The sequence below is a fragment of the Brumimicrobium sp. genome (genome assembly GCF_048268645.1).
In the GTDB taxonomy this organism is placed as follows: Bacteria; Bacteroidota; Bacteroidia; order Flavobacteriales_D; family Crocinitomicaceae; genus Brumimicrobium; species Brumimicrobium ulvae.
Window position 1 is genome coordinate 183,619 of record NZ_JBLWVE010000003.1, and the last position, 17,489, is coordinate 201,107.

Below are 17,489 nucleotides of genomic sequence, written 5' to 3' on the forward strand. Positions count from 1 at the left end.
GCAACACCCGTATTCACCGCTGCTTTTAAACTGTTCATTTTCGACGTTATTCTAACCCAATATAGACACTTAACACCATTGTTCATAAAGGAGCGAGTTGATAATTAATTTAGAAATCCTAGCTCTAAAATTGATTAATTTCTTAATTTCGTGAGCGGAATATTCTATTAAAAAATAAAAAATATACATAATGAAAGTTACAGTTGTTGGAGCAGGTGCCGTAGGAGCAAGTTGTGCAGAATACATCGCGATGAAAGATTTCGCAGCAGAAGTTTGTCTTTTAGACATAAAAGAAGGATTTGCTGAAGGAAAGGCAATGGATTTAATGCAAACTGCATCTCTAAACGGATTTGATACTAAAATTATTGGTTCTACAAGTGATTATTCAAAAACAGCGAACTCAGATGTTGCTGTAATCACTTCTGGTATTCCAAGAAAACCAGGAATGACAAGAGAAGAGTTAATTGGAACCAATGCTAAGATTGTAAAATCTGTGGTTGAACAATTAGTAGCTCATTCTCCAAACGTTATTATTATTGTGGTGAGCAACCCAATGGATACCATGACTTATTTAGTACACAAGGCGACAAACATTCCAAAAAATAGAATTATTGGTATGGGTGGAGCATTAGACAGCGCACGTTTCAAATACAGATTAGCTGAGGCTTTAGAATGTCCAATCTCTGACGTAGACGGAATGGTAATCGGTGCGCACAGTGATACTGGAATGGTTCCTTTAACAAGATTGGCTTCTAGAAACGGAGTTCCTGTAACTCAATTCCTAGATAAGGCTAAACTAGAATATGTAGAGCAAGAAACTCGCGTTGGAGGTGCAACATTAACTAAATTATTAGGTACTTCAGCTTGGTATGCTCCAGGTGCAGCAGTTTCAGGATTGGTGCAAGCCATTGCATGTGACCAAAAGAAAATGTTCCCATGTTCTCTTTACCTAGAAGGTGAATACGGACTAAACGACATTTGTTTCGGTGTTCCTGCATTGATTGGTAGAAACGGAGTTGAAGAAATCGTTGAAATCGAATTGTCTGATGACGAAAAAGCTAAATTCAACGAAGCAGCTGATAAAGTTCGCGATACGAATGGTGCTTTGAGTCTCTAAGACGAAACACAATATTATTTAAAATGGTTGTTGGAGAAATTCAATGACCATTTTTTTTGGCTCTCACTCCCCTGTGTATTACACACTAAATTGAGTTGATCTCGAGTCGCAGATGCATATTAACAATCTTTGACTTCTGAAGATGAAAGCAATGAATTAAGAATATTAACCAAAGCGGTCAACGCTATTTAGGGAAGTACAAAGTACACAATTCATCACTCATAACTCCTCATTCCCCCCCCTACTCAACCGGAAAGCATTTTCCAACTTTCACTCCTGTTCCCAGACCTATATCACTCAGCTGTTTCGCTTCAGGAAAATCGATAATCACCAAGCCACTTGTAGGCAAGACGATTTGTTCATCTAAAAGATAAGAGGCCAAATCGGACAAACCATTATTGTGTCCAATCAGTAAGATTGAATTGGTTTGATTCGGATTATTCCAAAGGAAGTTTAGTAAATGGGTTTGATCTGCAAGATATAACTCATCAAGGATATCTAAACTGATTACATTCACCACAGGCGCTATAATTTCCCAAGTCGATTGCGTACGTTTTGCTCCTGAACAAAATACACTAAATTCAACATCGGTGACATCATTCATTAAACGGTTTTTTATACGCTCTACCTGCTCCCTTCCATGCTCAGTGAGATCTTTATCAAAATCTTTCCCAGTAGGTGATTGGTTTTCCGCCTCACCATGGCGAAGTAAATAAAGTCTCATCGTTATTTCTTATTGTTTTATTTCTGCGAATTTCAAAATATTATTGATTAATACCAACCCTATGAGGAAAAATCACGTTATTAGATTGTTATAATGCGTTAAAGCTAATACTTTTAATACATTGGGTAAAAAAGAAAACATAAGAAGGGTCAATAATTTCATGCATGTAGATGTCAAATTACTCAAGGCTTGTAAAAAAAACAAGCGTAAAGCTCAAGAAGAACTTTATGAGGCTTGCTATTTATTTTTACTGCCTATCTGTAAAAGATACCACAAGAATGAACATGATGCACGCGCTATATATAATATAGCCTTCATGAAAATAATTGACAACCTTTCTAAGTTAGACCTTGATGAAGTTCCTTTTGCTGCTTGGGCCAAAAGAGTAATGACCAATACCTTAATTGACGAATACCGAAAAAATAAAAAATACCGAGAAAATATTAGTAAACGTGATCAAGAAAGAGAACTTGAATATCATTCTGAAGGAGTTAGAAATAATGCAGAAAATGACTTTGGAGAATCCAGTATCTTAGGTCTCTTGGATTACCTCAAACCTTCAACTAAAAGAGTATTTATGCTCTATGTTATTGAAGGATACAATCACCGAGAGATTAGTGAAATAATGGAAATGTCAGAAGGGACTTCGAAATGGCATTTATCTGTCGCTCGAAAAGAATTGAAAGTACTGATTGAAAAACAAGAACAAACAACACTGAAAAAAATAGTTATATGAGCTTAGAAGATAAAAACATAGACCAAATGTTTAGTGATGCTGCTCATTCACAAAAAGCACCACAATACGACCCCGCTTATTGGGCGGAAATGAACGCAATGCTTAACGCTAGAGATGCCAAGAAAAGAGGCTTCCTGTTTTGGGCATTTGGAGGCACCATCGTTTTCGCTGGACTCTTTTTGTCCTTATTCATTTTCAATATGGACTTATCAAAAACACAAGAAAGATATACCCAGGTTGCTTTATCAACAGAAATGCAATTTGAAAATGTTGATTATACAAAAAATGCAATTCGTCCAATTCAAAAGAATGTAAACACAGATGAAAAATCCGTTTCGTCAATCAATAAACAAGAAAGAAAAAACACCTCAACGGAATCAAATAAAATGCAATCAAATTCTGGTGTAAATACAAGAAAAAACAGCCTTACTAATAACAAAAACACAAGAGAAACCAAAAGCGATAAATCTCTTTTCATTGCGCAAGAATCTAAAGGTCAATCAAATTCATTAGAACATTCCTCGGAACTTGACTTTAAAAACGAAAACAGCGACGATGATTTGAACCGTGCGTCTATTCAGGTCAATGAGATGAATCATAACCATACAGCAGATGACGCTATACAAAATCTTCCATTCGAATTCGTTAACGTACTACATTTAGATGAGGCAGGAAATATTTTCCATTCGAATAATAATTTCAAACCAAGACCACGTTTGTCTATTTATGCTAAGTTAGGAGGAGGATTAATGGAGAATTATAAAACCAGTAGACCTTATGAGTCGGGCTTAATTGACTTGTCACTAAATTTAGAAGGAAACTTTAATGGAATTATTTTACGTACAGGAGTAGGAGCTCAACACACCAGTAATGCAGACCTCATTCTTTCTAAAAAAGCAAAGGTTTATGGATTTGGAGTAACCAGACATCAACGTGATTTATCGTATCAAAGTTTATTTGACCTATACATTCCGTTAGAGTTTGGATACCGCATAAACGCTACATCGTTTGGAGTTGGAGTACAAGCCAACTACCTAATCAATACAGGGATGGATTTGAATCATTACGAAGATCATTTCTTAGTTGAAACTGAAAAATACTATGGCAATACCGATGGATTGAACAAATTCTCTACTCAAGGATACCTTTGGATGGAGCATCAACTGACTTCTAGAATCGCCCTAGGAGCAAAAGTAGGAACCAATATTTCAGGAAGAATAAAAGACGATTCTTACTTCAATCAATCTTCAACGACCAACCCTATTTACGGACAAATAACTTTAAGATTTAATATCCTTCAATAATGAATAAGAAAATAACATATCTTTTATTGCTGTCGGGATTATTGACCTTGAATTTTGCTTGTTCAAAAAAAGATTTACCTGATATTCCATACGAAAACGATCCAGTATTCAACGTTAATGGAACAATTGGAAATGAAACCATTGATCTTCATGCTGGAGAAAACGATGCAATAATGTTCGCAAGCGCCGAAGAATATAACGGAGTAAATCAATTCACAGGTGTGTTAAGCAATGGTCAGGAGGAAGTTAAAATGCAAATATTTGGAACAAACGTTGATCTTCCACACCTATCAGATAAATTTATTGAATTGCCTGAGTATTTAATCAGTGAACAGTTTGGCACTACTCCACTCTTAACTATTGAACAAGGAGACTTGTCCAACGCTTCAACTATAAACACAATCGATTGGAGTATTGATGGCGATCCTCACGGAAGTTCCACCCTCACAATCAATGAACCTGGAAAATATAATGTATGTGCCAATGTACACTATAATAATGGTGCGGTTGTAAACGTTTGCAATACCATTATTGTTGGTTTTAAAAACTATACTGACTTTGAGCTTGAATGGGAAATGTTTCAAAGTGATAGTATTGTTGCTACTTTCAATTCTTTAAGTGCTACAATTCAAAATGTAAGATGGTATATTGATGATGTAATCATTTCAGAAGGCGCTATTCTTTACGCAAGCAATTTACCCGATACATTTCACCTAAGAGCAGAAGTACATTTTCAAAACGGAGCTGTTGCCAAAAGAACTGTTTTTGTTAACAAACAATCCGACGAATATAGTCTACATGACTTTACCACAGCAGGAATAAAAAGTCAATTAACTTGGGATTCATCGGCATTATTCACTGTTGTAAAGGGCGGCTCAACGTATCAATCCATCAATGGGCCCACAAGCAATTCTTCATTCGTTGTTACAGAAATAACCGAGTATGAAACAAATAACAGTGCAACTCAAACCAAACTCATCAAAGGAACACTCAATGTTCCTTTTAAAAATTTCACATCCGGAGAAACGGTTAATGCCAACTTAAATATTGAATTTGGTCTCGGTTATTAAGTAAACTTCTTGTTTTTTTATTTAATTTCACGTAAATAAAACACTAACAATGAAGTACATCTTAAACTTATTGGCCGCTATATTTAGCTTTTCAGCGATTGCTCAAACAACGATTACCAGCACTGACTTCATTATTGCGGGAGATACTGTTGGTGTTTCTACCACCGCAGATTTATCTATTGATTTTCAAACAACAGGTCAAAACTCGACATGGGATTATTCCAATCTTATGGAGAACAGTCAATTATTTGAAATTGCTTATGACATCTCAACAGCTGGAATGGTAGTTGAATTTCAATTTGGGACCTTTGCTCCTCCACAATATCAAGCCAGTTTCTATCAACCTTTTGATGGACTTCCATTAGATCAACTAGGTGGAATTCTTCCCGTGAGCATAGAATCTATCAACAGATTAACTAAAATTGAAAATGACAAGGTGACCTATCTAGGTTATAGTTTAGAGGTCGATGGTCAACAAGTTGGCTTCAGAAGTGACACCATCGAAACAGCTTACGTTTTTCCGCTTAACTATGGAGACAACTACTCATCTAGAGGATACACCAATATGGATTTCAATCCTGTCTTTGACGCTCAATTCATTCAATACCGTCAAAGAGAAAGCAATGTAGACGGCGAAGGTCAATTGATCACCCCTTTTGGAACTTATAACACCATCAGAATTCACCACCTTATTACAGAACTCGATTCTGTTCGGGTCAACTTAGGAGGGTTTAACCAATGGTTCCCGATCAACAGAACAATCAGTGAATATGAATGGTGGGACAACAATTTAAAGCGTCCAGTATTAAAAATCGAAACTGAAGGAGCAATGGGAAGTGAGACCCCTACCCGCGTTACATTTTTAAACCATCAATTGGCAAATCTTCCAAAAAACAGTATTGAAGTTGCTGTTTACCCTAATCCTAGCAGTGATTTCATCAACATCCAATCCAAAGAAATCATTCAAAAGGTCAATGTCTTGAGCAGCACAGGTAAAATAGTGAATTCTTTTGTGCTAAATTCAAGTTCTATTTCGATTGACCTTCAAGATTTAGCACCAGGAATGTACACTTTACAGTCCATTACTCAAAATGGACAAAGTTTTAATCCAATAGTTATTAAATAAAGCGTAATTTTGCACAAAAGGCAAATCAGTTTGTCGCTGTCTCGTTTAACGAGAGAGAGGAAAGTCTGGGCAGTATAGAGCGCCGTACTTCCTAACGGGAAGGGTTCGTCGTTTGACGAATACAGAAAGTGCCACAGAAATAAGTAGCCCCGAGGTTACACTCGAGGTCATAGTGAAAAGGCGAGGTAAGAGCTCACCGCAGCAATGGTGACATTGTTGGCTAGGTAAACCTTACGGACTGAAAGACCATGTAAACCAAGGCTTAAGGGCTGCTCGCTCGACTTGGAGGGTAGGTCGATGGATCCAGAGGGTGACTTCTGGACTAGATAAATGACAAACAGCCATCTTCGGATGGTGTACAGGACCCGGCTTATGATTTGCCTTTTTGTTTTTTTTCTTACATTTGGTACATGGAATTTTTAGATGAAAAATTGGACGATTATGTCAATGCACATACCTCTCCAGAATCAGAAGTCTTAAGCGACTTAAACCGTCAAACCCACATTAAGGTGTTACAACCCCGAATGCTTTCTGGGCACCTACAAGGTAGAACCTTAAGTTTGTTCAGTAAAATGATGCAACCCAAACGCATTTTAGAAATAGGAACCTATACAGGCTATTCTGCAATTTGTTTGGCCGAAGGATTAAAAGAAGAAGGGCAACTCATTACCATTGATCTCAATTACGAATTGGAAGAAATGGTCAAAGAATATGTCAACAAAGCCGGTTTTTCTAATCAAATTGAAATGAAAGTAGGTGACGCCATGGAAATCATTCCTACCCTCGACAAAAACTTTGACTTGGTATTTATAGATGCTGACAAATCCAACTATTCAAATTATTACGACTTATTAATTGACGACTTGCCATCAGGTGCAATCATCATTGCAGATAATGTTTTGTGGTCTGGAAAAGTAATTCAAGCAACCAAGAAAAATGATGTTGACACTGAAGCATTAAAAATATTCAACAAGAAAATTCAAGATGATCACCGGGTTGAAAATGTACTCCTACCGATTCGCGATGGATTAATGGTGATTCGTAAAAAATAAACTATGCACACAGATTTTCGTTCAGATACAGTGACAAAGCCTTCAAAAGAAATGAAAGCTTTTATGATGGATGCTCCTGTTGGAGATGACGTTTTTCAAGAAGACCCAACAGTAAATCAATTAGAGCAATTCGCTGCCGATTACTTCGGAATGGAAGCTGCGCTTTACTGTTCCTCTGGAACACAAACCAATCAAATCGCCATAAATGTACATTGTAGGCCAGGCGATGAAGTAATTTGTTCCAAGGACGCCCACATCTATTTTTACGAAGGTGGAGGAATAGCTAAAAATAGCGGTAGTTCTACTCACCTACTTTCTGGAGACCGAGGACGAATTACCGCTGCAGACGTTCTTGCAGGCATCAAAGACCCTAACAACCCACATTATCCGCTAACCACACTGGTTTCCATAGAAGACACCATGAACCGAGGAGGAGGTGCAATTTATGATTTCAATGAAATAAAAGCCATTCGCAAGATTTGTCTAGAAAATAAACTTCCACTCCATCTCGACGGAGCTAGACTATTCAACGCATTGGTAGAAAACAATGTACCGCCCAAAGCATACGCAGCACAATTTGACTCTATTTCTATTTGCTTATCTAAAGGATTAGGAGCTCCAGTAGGTTCGGTTTTACTGGGTAAAAAAGACTTTATTCACCGTGCACGACGCGCAAGAAAAGTAATGGGAGGAGGAATGAGACAAGCTGGGATTATTGCGGCTGGTGGACTTTATGCACTACAAAACAACATTGAAAGATTGAGGGAAGACCATAAAAACGCCCAAGAATTAGGTGCTGCCTTAAACAACTTAACATGGGTTGAAAAAGTACTTCCTGTAGAAACCAATATTGTTGTAGCACAACTTTCTAAAACAGTAAACCTTACTGAACTCATTTCAAAGTGCGCCGAAAAAGATCTTCATTTTATGGCTTTTGGAGAGCAAACCATTCGCATGGTGACACATCTTGATGTGAACACAGACAATATTAATTATGCCATTTCCGTTCTTAAGAAAATTAAGATTTAATAGAATGAACGGACAAATAAAAAGCTGGGTTTTAATCCTGATTTTAACCTTATTGGGAACATCATGTAATTCGGATAAGGATGTTGAAATATTAACTTCCGAAGACATTCTTCCTCAAGCGCAAGGCAATTATGAATATCAGGAAGACACTTTGATTTCTGAAAGCAAGTCATTGACCCTATTTGAACAAAATTTACAGCAATTATTTCCTGAATTAGAGTTTCCTGAAAACAATATACTCAAGGAAAGAAACATGTTATTTATGCCCGATCGTTTGGGGTATAAAAACAAGGAAGAAACCTATTTCATCAAAGACAGTATTCCTTTTCATATAATTGAATGGCAATTTGAAGACAGTGTTAAAACGGTAAATGCTTTTTACAATTGGCTGGATTGTTTCAACAACGACTGTCGATCCATAAGATTAGATGAAGAAAAAAACGGAAGCAAAGAAGCTTTTCTCATTTGGGTAAGTGATCAGAATATTACTTACTTATCGAGCAGTAAAAACCTGAAATTAAAATCATGGCAAGAAGTCCTTTTTGGAGAAGAAAATGAAAAATGGAATTATATTCTTCAACAAGCGCCACACGGACGAATAAAATGGATACACAATGGATTAAAGGTGGTTAAGGAATAACGTTGCAATCAACATTTCTGTTCATCACAACGTTATAGTATCATTTCTTACGTCTTAGAAAGACTCTAAATTCTCTTCCTCTACCTCTTCTACTTCAACTTCACAAGATGCTATAGCAGTAGTAAATTTAGCTTTTGCTTCTGAATCCTCCTTATTGTATTCTTCAGGATTTTCGAAAGTCTCCACTGCTTTTTCAACATAACAATCACAGTCGTAACCACCAATAAGGATACAGTCATTTTTAATTAACTCTTTTTTGTCGTCTGACCATCCTCCACCACATGAAGCAAGAAATAAAACAGATGTTCCGAGTAATAGCGTAAATAGTTTATTCATAATAATTTTATTTGTAAATTTGGAATAAGATTTGCTTAAAAATACACATTATTCATTAAAATCAAAACTATGAAATCAAAATTAATTGTTGCCTTATTTATCGGAGTTGTAATGTCTTTTAGCTTAAATGCACAAAACGTTACAGTATCAGGTGTGTCCTTTCCAACAAAGATGAAAATTAGCGATCAAGTTGTAGAATACAACGGAGCAGGATTGCGTCAAAAATACTTCTTCAACCTATATGTAGCAGCCTTATATGTTCCAGAGAGAACTTCTAATGCACAAACCATTATCGATCAAAATGCAGAATCAGCGATTCGCATCAAATTGGTTTCAGATAAAGTTACGCGTGATAAGTTTGTAGAAACAGTAAAAGATGGATTTGCAACATCATCAGAAGGGAAAGCTTCAGAAAAAGAAATTGCAGATTTCATGAAAATTTTCAGCGTTGAATTTAAATCAGGAGATGAAGTAATTTTAATTTACAAACCAGAAAGTGGTGTTGAAGTTTATATGAATGGAAAACACCTTGGAGGCGCTAAAGGACTAGAATTCAAAAAAGCACTTTGGGGAATTTGGTTAGGTAAAACTCCAGCTGATGCCTCTGTAAAAAAAGCCATGCTTGGAAAAGTATAGTTGAACATATTAACATTTTAAAAAGCTTCTGTTTATAATATTCAGAAGCTTTTTTTATTCATTATTCTCCCTTCATTTCGTTTCTTTGCAACTATGAAAATTGGTTTACTGTCTGACACACATAGCGTACTTGACAAGCGTATTTTTGAACACTTCAAGGAAGTCGATGAAATTTGGCATGCTGGAGACGTTGGAGATCCTAAAATCATCGATCAACTTGAGGCCTTTAAACCCTTGGTGGGTGTTTATGGCAACATCGATGACACAACGGTAAGGCAAAGATTCCCAGAGTTTCAGCGATTTGAACGAGAAGGAGTTTCAGTATTGATGACCCACATTGCTGGTAAACCTGGCCGCTACTCCAAACCACTTTCAGAAGAACTGAAACAAAATGGGGCTCCTCAATTATTTGTTTGTGGACATTCGCATATTTTATTGGTCAAATTTGACCCCCGATATAAAATGCTGTGGTTGAATCCAGGAGCTTGTGGCAATCATGGATTTCATAGTATGAGAACCCTACTTCGTTTCGAATTAATCAAGGGAGAAATAAAAAACATGGAGATCATCGAATTGGGTCCACGTGGAAAGGAGAAATAATTCTTTTTTCATCCTCTAACTTACAATTTTTCATAAATTCGAGCGTTGATTGAATTCAGATGACACGACTAGTAACAATTCTTTGTCTTTTACCATTAACATTAATGGCGCAAACGGGTGGAAAAAATGCCTTTCCATTTCTTGACTTACCTGATAACGCAAGAGCTGCTGCCTTGGGTAGAATTTTCATCACTGCTTATGATGATGATATCAATATAGGAATTCAAAATCCAGCAGCCTTAAATTCAAACATGGACAACTCTATGGGATTCAATCAAGCTTTACTGGCTGGTGGCATCAATCATGGAATGGTTACCTATGGTAAGGACATTGGAAATATTGGAACTGGAGCAATTCACTTAAGGTATGTTGCTTATGGTAAGATGGACCGCATGGACGAAAATGGAGAGCAGATTGGAACTTTTTCAGCGGGGGACTTTGCATTAGGCGGAAGTATTGGGCGTACATTAAATAAGAACATCTCCATCGGAGCAACATTTAATTTAATTTGGTCTCAACTAGAATCCTACAATTCTATGGGAGTTTCTATAGATTTAGCGGGGATGTACAGAAGTGAAAGCGAAAGAACAACAGTTTCTGCAATTGTTAGAAATGCTGGGGTACAACTTTCAACCTACACAGAAAAGACCAGGGCTCCACTTCCTATTCAAGCTATGCTAGGTGTTTCTCACAAATTAGAACATGCCCCTTTCCGTTTTTCAATTGTTGCACATCATTTGAATACTTGGGACCTGTCTTATAACGATCCAAACGCAAAACCTACAACAGACCCACTTACCGGAGAACTCGTTCCAGTAGAAAAAGCAGGGTTTGGTGAAAAGTTAGGCCGCCATTTTATTTTCCAAGTTGAAACATTAATCGGTAAAGCTGTCCGTGTTAGGGCGGCATTCGACTATAATCAAAGAAGGGAAATGTTGGTACAAAACAGACCTGGAATGGGTGGATTTTCTTTTGGGGCAGGACTCAACTTTAAAAGATTCACTGTAGATTATGGATTGTATATTTATTCTAGCGCAGGATTCAACAACCTAATTTCATTAAGAACAGATTTCGATAAGTGGAGAAAATAAATCGACCACAATAACAGAACTACTCAAAAAAAATGAACAAGAATATCTGTGTATTAATTGATGATGACGAAGATGATCAGTTGATTTTCGAAACTGTTATTCATATGAGCTTTCCAGACTATGAATTAAGATTGTTCTCTAGATTTGAAGAAGCAAAACCTTACCTAACTGAAAATGCCCATCGCATCGGCCCCATTTTTATCGATTTGAACATGCCTAAGGCGAATGGAATTGATTGTTTAAACTTTCTTAGATCGGTACCAGACTATCAGGATGCTCCCATTATTATTTATTCTACCTCTAAAAATCCAGACGATGCTCAAAAGAGTTTAAAAAATGGAGCAACTGCTTTTATTTCAAAGCCATCAAGAATTAAAGATTTAATCACAGAATTAAGTCCTTGGTTGAATAATTAAAGGTTGAAATAAATCAATTCCAAGAAATAAAAAGAAGCCTATTTTTCTGGACAATGATAAAATTGAAAGGCTGAATAAAGAAATATGGGATTAGTCTCAAAAGTTGGACCTGATCTGATTATTCCTCTTGGGCAACCCCCATTGGCGTTTTATACTTCATTGTTCGATCATCAAAAATAAAGTAAACAAATAGCTTATCTGTTCCAATAATTCCTTTTGGCGTATAATTGTTTACATCTTCAATTTCGCTTGGTTCATAATCTTCAAACTCTCCATGGTACAAGGCTATGTCTTTGGCTATTCTCACTGAACTTTCTCGGTGTTGAATATCATACACCCTTGGATTTTCGACACCTACACTATCAAAAACAGGACAACTAAAGGTTTTATAAATATTGTTCCTTCTAACGGTAAAATAATCTCTTTGCATGCTGTTTCTGATGCGGTAGTCAACATAGAAATCTTGATGTGCTTTTGAGGTTAACTCCAAGAAAGTAGCTTCAAGAGGGTATTTTACATTTGAACCGATAGCTACGGTAGAAAGTAATTTTTTAACTCCTCCTAGTTTTACAAAAATATGGTTATGCGGTGCGGTATACCCCGTATTTTCAAAAAACCTTTCTGTGTCATTATTTTTAGCACGTTGAAACGCATGTTCCGCTCTGTTCACCAAAATCAAGGCATCTTGTAAAGTATCGGCATTGATGTATTTATATTCAATTTGAATATCATACTTCTCAGCAGCGGTAATCCCCAAGCTATTTTCCACTTGCCGAATCATCAACTCTTCTTCAGTCAATTCATTTGACTTGGTTTGAACTTCAACTTCATCCTTTACTTCAGAGGTACATCCGAAGATCAATAAGGCTGAAAAAAGGAAGGATACCTGAGATAACTTTCTAGATTTTATCCAAAACATATTTGATGAGTTCAATAATTTTAGTCTCATAATTACTTGTAAATTCTTTCTTACGTCTGTTGGCTAATCCTAAACAGATAGCTGTTGCATGGTGACCTAAGGCAGTCGACAATGAAAATAAAGCAGAGCATTCCATTTCCAAATTGGCAAAACGTACTTCCTCGTGTTTGAAATCACTGAAAGAATCCAACATTCCATCCTCTACTAAAGGCAAGCGCAAACGTCGGCCTTGTGGACCATAGAATCCAGAACTCGTTACGGTAATTCCTGTTTCGATATGATCGGCATACAATCTATCATTTAGCAATTGAGAAGCTTTAGTCAAATAAGGCTTCACATATTTTGGAAGCTTAACCTTCTCCTCTATTTCGGCCTCTAGTTTTTTGGTTTCTGCATCAACATTTCTTTCATAAAAATGCCCCACATTGTCAATTCCCAAGGCATGACTTGAAAGAATAAAGCTATCGATAGGAATTTCATCACGTAAAATTCCACATGTTCCTAAACGAATAATTTCAAGGGCTGTTTTTTCCTCTTTTTCATTTCTGGTCTTCAGGTCGATGTTCACCAAGGCATCCAGTTCGTTAATGACGATATCAATATTGTCAGTTCCAATTCCTGTCGAAATAACAGAAATATTTTTGCCTTTATACAATCCAGTATGACAAGCAAACTCACGGTGTTGACTTTTGTGGGTCACTTCATCGAAGAAGTTAGATACAAGCTCTACCCTATCCTGGTCACCAACCACAACAATTTTATGTGCAAGGTCATCAGGACAAATGTCCAAATGGTAAACCCCACCTTTTGGAGTTATAACGAGTTCCGAAGGCAAAAAATCAGCCATAAAAAATATTTTTTGGTTATGCGTTTATTTTGAAAGCGACCCAAACACCTTTGTTAAAAGGTCAGTCACACGAGCTGCAGGATCTTTACGAATTTCATTTTCTTCCTTTGCAACCATGTTAAACAATCCATCGATTGCTCTTTCAGTAACGTATCGGTTTAAATCTGTATCCACTTTTTCTTGTCCGATAAAAGGAGCTGCTTGGTTAAATCGCGTAGCTACTGGACTCCAGTACTCCGTCAATTTCACCTTCTCTATTGAGTTTTGCACTTTAGGTGAAAATGCTGCAATCAACTCATCTGTTGTGTTTTTTCTTAAAAACTCTGTTGCTGCACCTTCTCCACCTCGTAAAATAGCGAATCCATCTTCTACAGACATATTTTTAATGGCATTAATAAAAATTGGAGCTGCTTCTTTGGAAGCGTCTTCTGCTGCTCTATTTAAAGTCACTACAATTTTATCTACCTGTCCTTCCAATCCCCATTCAATGGCTTTTTCTTTCATTGCATTAGCACTTTCTGGGAAGGGAAGTTTAATTTCATTGTTTTCTAAAAACCCATTGGTCACCGAAGTTAAATCTACCGCATTCGTAATACCAATTGTTAAAGCTTCTTTTAATCCAGCAATAACTTCTTGATTGGTCAGTTTTGGTTGAGTGTTTCCTTCAGAAGAATCTGTTAAAATTGTTCCAGCCGCCCCTTCAAGAACATCACACCCTGAAATAGACAATGCCATAAGGCCAATAAATACAGTTTTAATAACTTTTTTCATTTTCAATTGGTTTTTGCCAAACTTACGAATAATTTTACTTTTTTATTTCGAATTATAAGCTAAGTTTATGAAAGCAGGGATTATTACTATCGGAGATGAACTCTTAATTGGTCAAACAGTGAACACCAATCTTGCCTGGCTAGGAAGTGAACTTGGAAATGCCGGAATTTCGGTGTATAAATCTACCACAATCTGTGATCAAGAAGAAGCTATTGTTAGTGCCTTAGACGATTATCTTGAAGAAGCTGATTTAGTCATTGTTACAGGAGGTTTAGGCCCTACAAATGATGACATCACAAAGGAAACCCTGACTTCATACTTCAATACCGAGTTGGTCTTCAACGAACCTGTCTTAGAACGCGTACGTCAACTTTTTGAAAATCAAGGTAAAGTCATGCTGGATTCAAACATTCAACAGGCGATGCTACCAAAAGATGCATTAATTCTAGACAATCGATATGGGACAGCTTCAGGAATGTGGTTTGAAAGGGACGGAAAAATTATTATTTCATTGCCTGGAGTACCTTATGAAATGAAAACACTCATCTCTGAAGAAGTATTGCCCAGGTTAAAATCTTCTTTTGGTGTACAAGGAAAATATTATCAAACCCTAATGCTTCAAGGAATTGGGGAGTCTTATTTGGCTGAAAAAATTGAAACTTGGGAAAAGCGCATTTATGATGATGGTTTACATTTGGCCTACTTGCCTTCTCCTGGTGTAATCAAACTTAGACTAACTTCAGAAAAAGGACCTAAGGATGCCAAGAAAATCAATGCTTATTTTGATGAATTAAAAAAGCGATTTCCACACCTGGTGTATGGAATGAATGACGAATCTATCTTTGAGGTTGTTGGTGCCTTATTGAAAAGTAAAAACGCCACATTGGGAACTGTTGAAAGCTGCACAGGAGGGGGAATAGCAAATGCTTTTGTTCAGTATTCTGGTTCTTCTGATTTCTTTCAAGGTGGATTAATTACTTATTCTAATGCCTTAAAAGCAAAGCTAGCCCATGTACCCACAGAACTTTTAGCAGAACACGGTGCTGTTTCTGAGGAAGTCGCTAAAGCTATGGCCATCGGAGGAAAAAAACAACTTGGAGTTGATTATGTTATTGCCGTTACTGGAATTGCTGGCCCTAATGGTGGAAGCCTTGAAAAACCTGTAGGAACAGTTTGGATTGCAATTGCAACGCCTAAGAAAGTTGTTGCCCAACACTTTTTATTTGGAAATCATCGAGGTAGAAATATTGAGAAAACAGAACTCTATGCTGTTAACCTTTTGAGAAAAGTAATTTTGGAAATTGATGCTTAAAAAGAAAGAAATAAGAGCGGTGGATTCGTTAGGAGGCATTAATTGCAAAAATTAGTCTATTGACTCAGTGTTATGCACATCTCAAAATAATAGCGATCTGTATCACAATCAATAAAATCAAATTCGATTGTTGATTGAGATTTTAGCGCCAAGGTAACAAATCCTAAACCTGCTCCTCCTTTTTCTGTTGTCACTCCGTTGGTCAAGACAGAAATGTAATAATCTTTAACCTCTTGATGCGACATATTGTTGATCATATTGAGATGATTTGTTAAAACAACTTTGCTTTTTGTGTCTACAACATTCCCAATTGAAACGGTATATTCATCATTGCTTTCCATAATCATCACATGACCTAGCTGTTTATTTTCATGATTTCTGGCTCCGTGTAGGCGAATATTCTGCAGTCCTTCGATCATAACAGAAAACATTCGCTTGGTCAATATTTTCGGGGCATTATTACTCCGCATAATGTACTCCAGACCTTCAGAAAGACTATTGACAAGATCTTGAGAGAACTCTCCAAAATGGGACATTAAAAGATAAGCACCTTCTCGTTCTGAGAATTTACTGTGCAATTCTTGAAAAATGCCATTTACGTCGGTATGTAATTCCTTTTGTGTGGCCATAATCTTGGTTCTTTAACGACTAAGCTATTCAATTCAAAACGGACTGTAAAACTTAATCCCTGTTAATTATCAACCAGTGCCTTTGAAGCAATGAGTGGTCCTATTTGTTAGACGAACAACAGATATTAGTAGTTGTGTTTTTATCGGACTAAATTAATATTACCTGATTCTTCAAAATTTGACCCATCTGATCTTACTCCATTTAATTTAAAAATATAAGTCCCTGTATTGACCAATTCGCCTCTAAAGGTTCCATCCCAACATTCATTCACATCATTGGTTTCAAACATTTTCTCTCCCCAACGGTTGAAGACTTGAAGTTGCATTGAGAAAATACAATTTCCAATCACACAGAATTGATCATTCAAGCCATCTCCATTTGGAGAGAAAACTGTTGGTAACTGAATTTTACCGCATGGCTCATCAATTTCAATAAAGATAGAGTCTTGACTTGTACAACCATCAGGTGAAGTAATCGTAACAACATACATTGTCGATTCACTTGGCGTTGCATTTGGATCTGCACATGTGGTACAATCCAATCCTTCGTTTGGACTCCAAACCAATGTTCCATTTAATGGTGTGTATACGGTATTAATATTGACTACATCTCCAACATTGATGTACTGATCTGGAACAGTGATATCAATGGTTGGGACAACCGCTCCATTGATGGTGTAAGGACCTGCCGTAACTGTACAACCATTGAAGTCTGTTACGGTTAACACGTAAGTTCCTGCACCTACATTCAATAAATCTGTTGATGGTGTCACTGTCCCGTTCCAAGTGTATGTAAATGGTGCTGTTCCTCCAGTTAGAGTGATTCCTGTTATGCCTCCGTCACCGCCTGCGCACGAAGCGTCAGTTAGTGAAGCGTTACTTGCATCAATCACAGGGTTTGGACTTGTTGAAACTGTATATGAACTCGTTGTGACTGTACAACCTGCCCCATCGGTTATGGTTAAGGTATGTGCTCCTGGCGCTAAGTTCGTTGCATCTAATGTTGTTGCGCCTGAAGGTGACCAAGCGTAAGTCAATCCTGTTCCTGTAGTGGTGATTCCAGTTATACTTCCATTGTTATTACCACAAGTCGCAGCTGTAATATTAATGCCTGAATCATCATAAGTTGGACCC

The 17,489-nt window shown here is 37.0% G+C and carries 20 protein-coding genes and 1 other RNA gene; 14 read left to right on the forward strand and 7 right to left on the reverse strand.

Annotated elements, in window-relative coordinates; all coding sequences use genetic code 11:
- Positions 1-190 precede the first annotated feature (190 nt).
- On the forward strand, positions 191-1,117 hold the full coding sequence (locus ACN0U3_RS04865) for a malate dehydrogenase (protein ID WP_299201552.1): 927 nt from the start codon (positions 191-193) through the stop codon (positions 1,115-1,117).
- Positions 1,118-1,358: 241 nt separating this feature from the next.
- Here ACN0U3_RS04865 and ACN0U3_RS04870 read toward each other — a convergent pair whose 3' ends face one another.
- Positions 1,359-1,841 (reverse strand): SixA phosphatase family protein, encoded by a 483-nt coding sequence (locus tag ACN0U3_RS04870; protein ID WP_417265357.1) that lies wholly within the window; start codon positions 1,839-1,841, stop codon positions 1,359-1,361.
- A 160-nt stretch (positions 1,842-2,001) separates the two neighbouring features.
- Between ACN0U3_RS04870 and ACN0U3_RS04875 the strand changes: the two genes are divergently transcribed.
- The 8 genes from ACN0U3_RS04875 to ACN0U3_RS04910 all read left to right on the forward strand — a co-directional run bounded on the left by ACN0U3_RS04875 (position 2,002) and on the right by ACN0U3_RS04910 (position 8,798).
- On the forward strand, positions 2,002-2,577 hold the full coding sequence (locus tag ACN0U3_RS04875; protein ID WP_417265369.1) for an RNA polymerase sigma factor: 576 nt from the start codon (positions 2,002-2,004) through the stop codon (positions 2,575-2,577).
- The gene (locus ACN0U3_RS04880) at positions 2,574-3,881 is read left to right on the forward strand and encodes a hypothetical protein (RefSeq protein ID WP_417265358.1); all 1,308 of its coding nucleotides are present in this window, start codon (positions 2,574-2,576) and stop codon (positions 3,879-3,881) included. Before ACN0U3_RS04875 ends, ACN0U3_RS04880 begins: the two co-directional genes overlap by 4 nt.
- The gene (locus ACN0U3_RS04885) at positions 3,881-4,951 is read left to right on the forward strand and encodes a hypothetical protein (protein ID WP_299201544.1); all 1,071 of its coding nucleotides are present in this window, start codon (positions 3,881-3,883) and stop codon (positions 4,949-4,951) included. The genes ACN0U3_RS04880 and ACN0U3_RS04885 overlap by 1 nt, the downstream gene beginning before the upstream one ends.
- A 49-nt stretch (positions 4,952-5,000) precedes the next feature.
- The gene (locus ACN0U3_RS04890; protein ID WP_417265359.1) at positions 5,001-6,077 is read left to right on the forward strand and encodes a T9SS type A sorting domain-containing protein; all 1,077 of its coding nucleotides are present in this window, start codon (positions 5,001-5,003) and stop codon (positions 6,075-6,077) included.
- Positions 6,078-6,094: 17 nt separating this feature from the next.
- Positions 6,095-6,465, forward strand: an RNA gene (gene rnpB, locus ACN0U3_RS04895) — RNase P RNA component class A.
- Between the two features lie 22 nt (positions 6,466-6,487).
- Positions 6,488-7,129, forward strand: a complete 642-nt coding sequence (locus ACN0U3_RS04900) for an O-methyltransferase (RefSeq protein ID WP_299201538.1) — start codon at positions 6,488-6,490, stop codon at positions 7,127-7,129.
- 3 nt (positions 7,130-7,132) lie between these two features.
- Entirely contained in the window at positions 7,133-8,158 is a 1,026-nt protein-coding gene (locus ACN0U3_RS04905; RefSeq protein ID WP_417265360.1) for a threonine aldolase family protein, read from the forward strand.
- 4 nt (positions 8,159-8,162) lie between these two features.
- Complete coding sequence (locus tag ACN0U3_RS04910; RefSeq protein WP_417265361.1) at positions 8,163-8,798, forward strand: hypothetical protein; 636 nt, start codon at positions 8,163-8,165, stop codon at positions 8,796-8,798.
- A 54-nt stretch (positions 8,799-8,852) separates the two neighbouring features.
- On the opposite strand, the gene ACN0U3_RS04915 is transcribed toward ACN0U3_RS04910, so the two are convergent.
- Positions 8,853-9,134, reverse strand: coding sequence for a hypothetical protein (locus tag ACN0U3_RS04915; RefSeq protein ID WP_299201529.1), 282 nt, complete (start codon positions 9,132-9,134; stop codon positions 8,853-8,855).
- Positions 9,135-9,203: 69 nt separating this feature from the next.
- Between ACN0U3_RS04915 and ACN0U3_RS04920 the strand changes: the two genes are divergently transcribed.
- The 4 genes from ACN0U3_RS04920 (at position 9,204) to ACN0U3_RS04935 (ending at position 11,877) form a co-directional block, all read left to right on the forward strand.
- Complete coding sequence (locus ACN0U3_RS04920) at positions 9,204-9,770, forward strand: chalcone isomerase family protein (protein WP_299201526.1); 567 nt, start codon at positions 9,204-9,206, stop codon at positions 9,768-9,770.
- Between the two features lie 93 nt (positions 9,771-9,863).
- A complete protein-coding gene (locus tag ACN0U3_RS04925; protein WP_299201523.1) occupies positions 9,864-10,370 on the forward strand; it encodes a metallophosphoesterase family protein in 507 nt (168 codons plus the stop codon).
- A gap of 59 nt (positions 10,371-10,429) precedes the next feature.
- Positions 10,430-11,461 carry a type IX secretion system protein PorQ gene (gene porQ, locus ACN0U3_RS04930; RefSeq protein ID WP_417265362.1) on the forward strand — a complete coding sequence of 344 codons (1,032 nt, stop codon included), beginning with the start codon at positions 10,430-10,432 and terminating at the stop codon, positions 11,459-11,461.
- Positions 11,462-11,493: 32 nt separating this feature from the next.
- Positions 11,494-11,877, forward strand: coding sequence for a response regulator (locus ACN0U3_RS04935; protein ID WP_299201518.1), 384 nt, complete (start codon positions 11,494-11,496; stop codon positions 11,875-11,877).
- Positions 11,878-11,995: 118 nt separating this feature from the next.
- Here ACN0U3_RS04935 and ACN0U3_RS04940 read toward each other — a convergent pair whose 3' ends face one another.
- The 3 genes from ACN0U3_RS04940 to ACN0U3_RS04950 are packed head-to-tail and all read right to left on the reverse strand — an operon-like array spanning position 11,996 to position 14,414.
- Positions 11,996-12,796: a hypothetical protein gene (locus tag ACN0U3_RS04940; RefSeq protein ID WP_417265363.1), complete on the reverse strand. Its 801-nt coding sequence runs from the start codon at positions 12,794-12,796 to the stop codon at positions 11,996-11,998.
- The gene (locus ACN0U3_RS04945; protein WP_299201512.1) at positions 12,777-13,643 is read right to left on the reverse strand and encodes a nucleoside phosphorylase; all 867 of its coding nucleotides are present in this window, start codon (positions 13,641-13,643) and stop codon (positions 12,777-12,779) included. The genes ACN0U3_RS04940 and ACN0U3_RS04945 overlap by 20 nt, the downstream gene beginning before the upstream one ends.
- Positions 13,644-13,667: 24 nt before the next feature.
- Positions 13,668-14,414 (reverse strand): DUF4197 domain-containing protein, encoded by a 747-nt coding sequence (locus ACN0U3_RS04950; RefSeq protein WP_417265364.1) that lies wholly within the window; start codon positions 14,412-14,414, stop codon positions 13,668-13,670.
- A gap of 67 nt (positions 14,415-14,481) precedes the next feature.
- On the opposite strand from ACN0U3_RS04950, the gene ACN0U3_RS04955 reads away from it, so the two are divergent.
- Positions 14,482-15,726, forward strand: a complete 1,245-nt coding sequence (locus ACN0U3_RS04955) for a competence/damage-inducible protein A (protein ID WP_417265365.1) — start codon at positions 14,482-14,484, stop codon at positions 15,724-15,726.
- A 56-nt stretch (positions 15,727-15,782) separates the two neighbouring features.
- On the opposite strand, the gene ACN0U3_RS04960 is transcribed toward ACN0U3_RS04955, so the two are convergent.
- Positions 15,783-16,355 carry a SiaB family protein kinase gene (locus ACN0U3_RS04960; RefSeq protein ID WP_417265366.1) on the reverse strand — a complete coding sequence of 191 codons (573 nt, stop codon included), beginning with the start codon at positions 16,353-16,355 and terminating at the stop codon, positions 15,783-15,785.
- 140 nt (positions 16,356-16,495) lie between these two features.
- Positions 16,496-17,489 (reverse strand): gliding motility-associated C-terminal domain-containing protein (locus ACN0U3_RS04965; RefSeq protein WP_417265367.1); only part of this gene is annotated, 994 nt, incomplete at its 5' end.

Coding starts and splice junctions, on each gene's coding strand:
- ACN0U3_RS04960 (WP_417265366.1), bottom strand. CDS start 16,355: ATGGCCACACAAAAGGAATTACATACCGACGTAAATGGCATTTTTCAA.
- ACN0U3_RS04875 (WP_417265369.1), top strand. CDS start 2,002: ATGCATGTAGATGTCAAATTACTCAAGGCTTGTAAAAAAAACAAGCGT.
- ACN0U3_RS04880 (WP_417265358.1), top strand. CDS start 2,574: ATGAGCTTAGAAGATAAAAACATAGACCAAATGTTTAGTGATGCTGCT.
- ACN0U3_RS04885 (WP_299201544.1), top strand. CDS start 3,881: ATGAATAAGAAAATAACATATCTTTTATTGCTGTCGGGATTATTGACC.
- ACN0U3_RS04945 (WP_299201512.1), bottom strand. CDS start 13,643: ATGGCTGATTTTTTGCCTTCGGAACTCGTTATAACTCCAAAAGGTGGG.
- ACN0U3_RS04915 (WP_299201529.1), bottom strand. CDS start 9,134: ATGAATAAACTATTTACGCTATTACTCGGAACATCTGTTTTATTTCTT.
- ACN0U3_RS04910 (WP_417265361.1), top strand. CDS start 8,163: ATGAACGGACAAATAAAAAGCTGGGTTTTAATCCTGATTTTAACCTTA.
- porQ (WP_417265362.1), top strand. CDS start 10,430: ATGACACGACTAGTAACAATTCTTTGTCTTTTACCATTAACATTAATG.
- ACN0U3_RS04905 (WP_417265360.1), top strand. CDS start 7,133: ATGCACACAGATTTTCGTTCAGATACAGTGACAAAGCCTTCAAAAGAA.
- ACN0U3_RS04870 (WP_417265357.1), bottom strand. CDS start 1,841: ATGAGACTTTATTTACTTCGCCATGGTGAGGCGGAAAACCAATCACCT.
- ACN0U3_RS04940 (WP_417265363.1), bottom strand. CDS start 12,796: ATGTTTTGGATAAAATCTAGAAAGTTATCTCAGGTATCCTTCCTTTTT.
- ACN0U3_RS04890 (WP_417265359.1), top strand. CDS start 5,001: ATGAAGTACATCTTAAACTTATTGGCCGCTATATTTAGCTTTTCAGCG.
- ACN0U3_RS04955 (WP_417265365.1), top strand. CDS start 14,482: ATGAAAGCAGGGATTATTACTATCGGAGATGAACTCTTAATTGGTCAA.
- ACN0U3_RS04950 (WP_417265364.1), bottom strand. CDS start 14,414: ATGAAAAAAGTTATTAAAACTGTATTTATTGGCCTTATGGCATTGTCT.
- ACN0U3_RS04925 (WP_299201523.1), top strand. CDS start 9,864: ATGAAAATTGGTTTACTGTCTGACACACATAGCGTACTTGACAAGCGT.
- ACN0U3_RS04865 (WP_299201552.1), top strand. CDS start 191: ATGAAAGTTACAGTTGTTGGAGCAGGTGCCGTAGGAGCAAGTTGTGCA.
- ACN0U3_RS04900 (WP_299201538.1), top strand. CDS start 6,488: ATGGAATTTTTAGATGAAAAATTGGACGATTATGTCAATGCACATACC.
- ACN0U3_RS04920 (WP_299201526.1), top strand. CDS start 9,204: ATGAAATCAAAATTAATTGTTGCCTTATTTATCGGAGTTGTAATGTCT.
- ACN0U3_RS04935 (WP_299201518.1), top strand. CDS start 11,494: ATGAACAAGAATATCTGTGTATTAATTGATGATGACGAAGATGATCAG.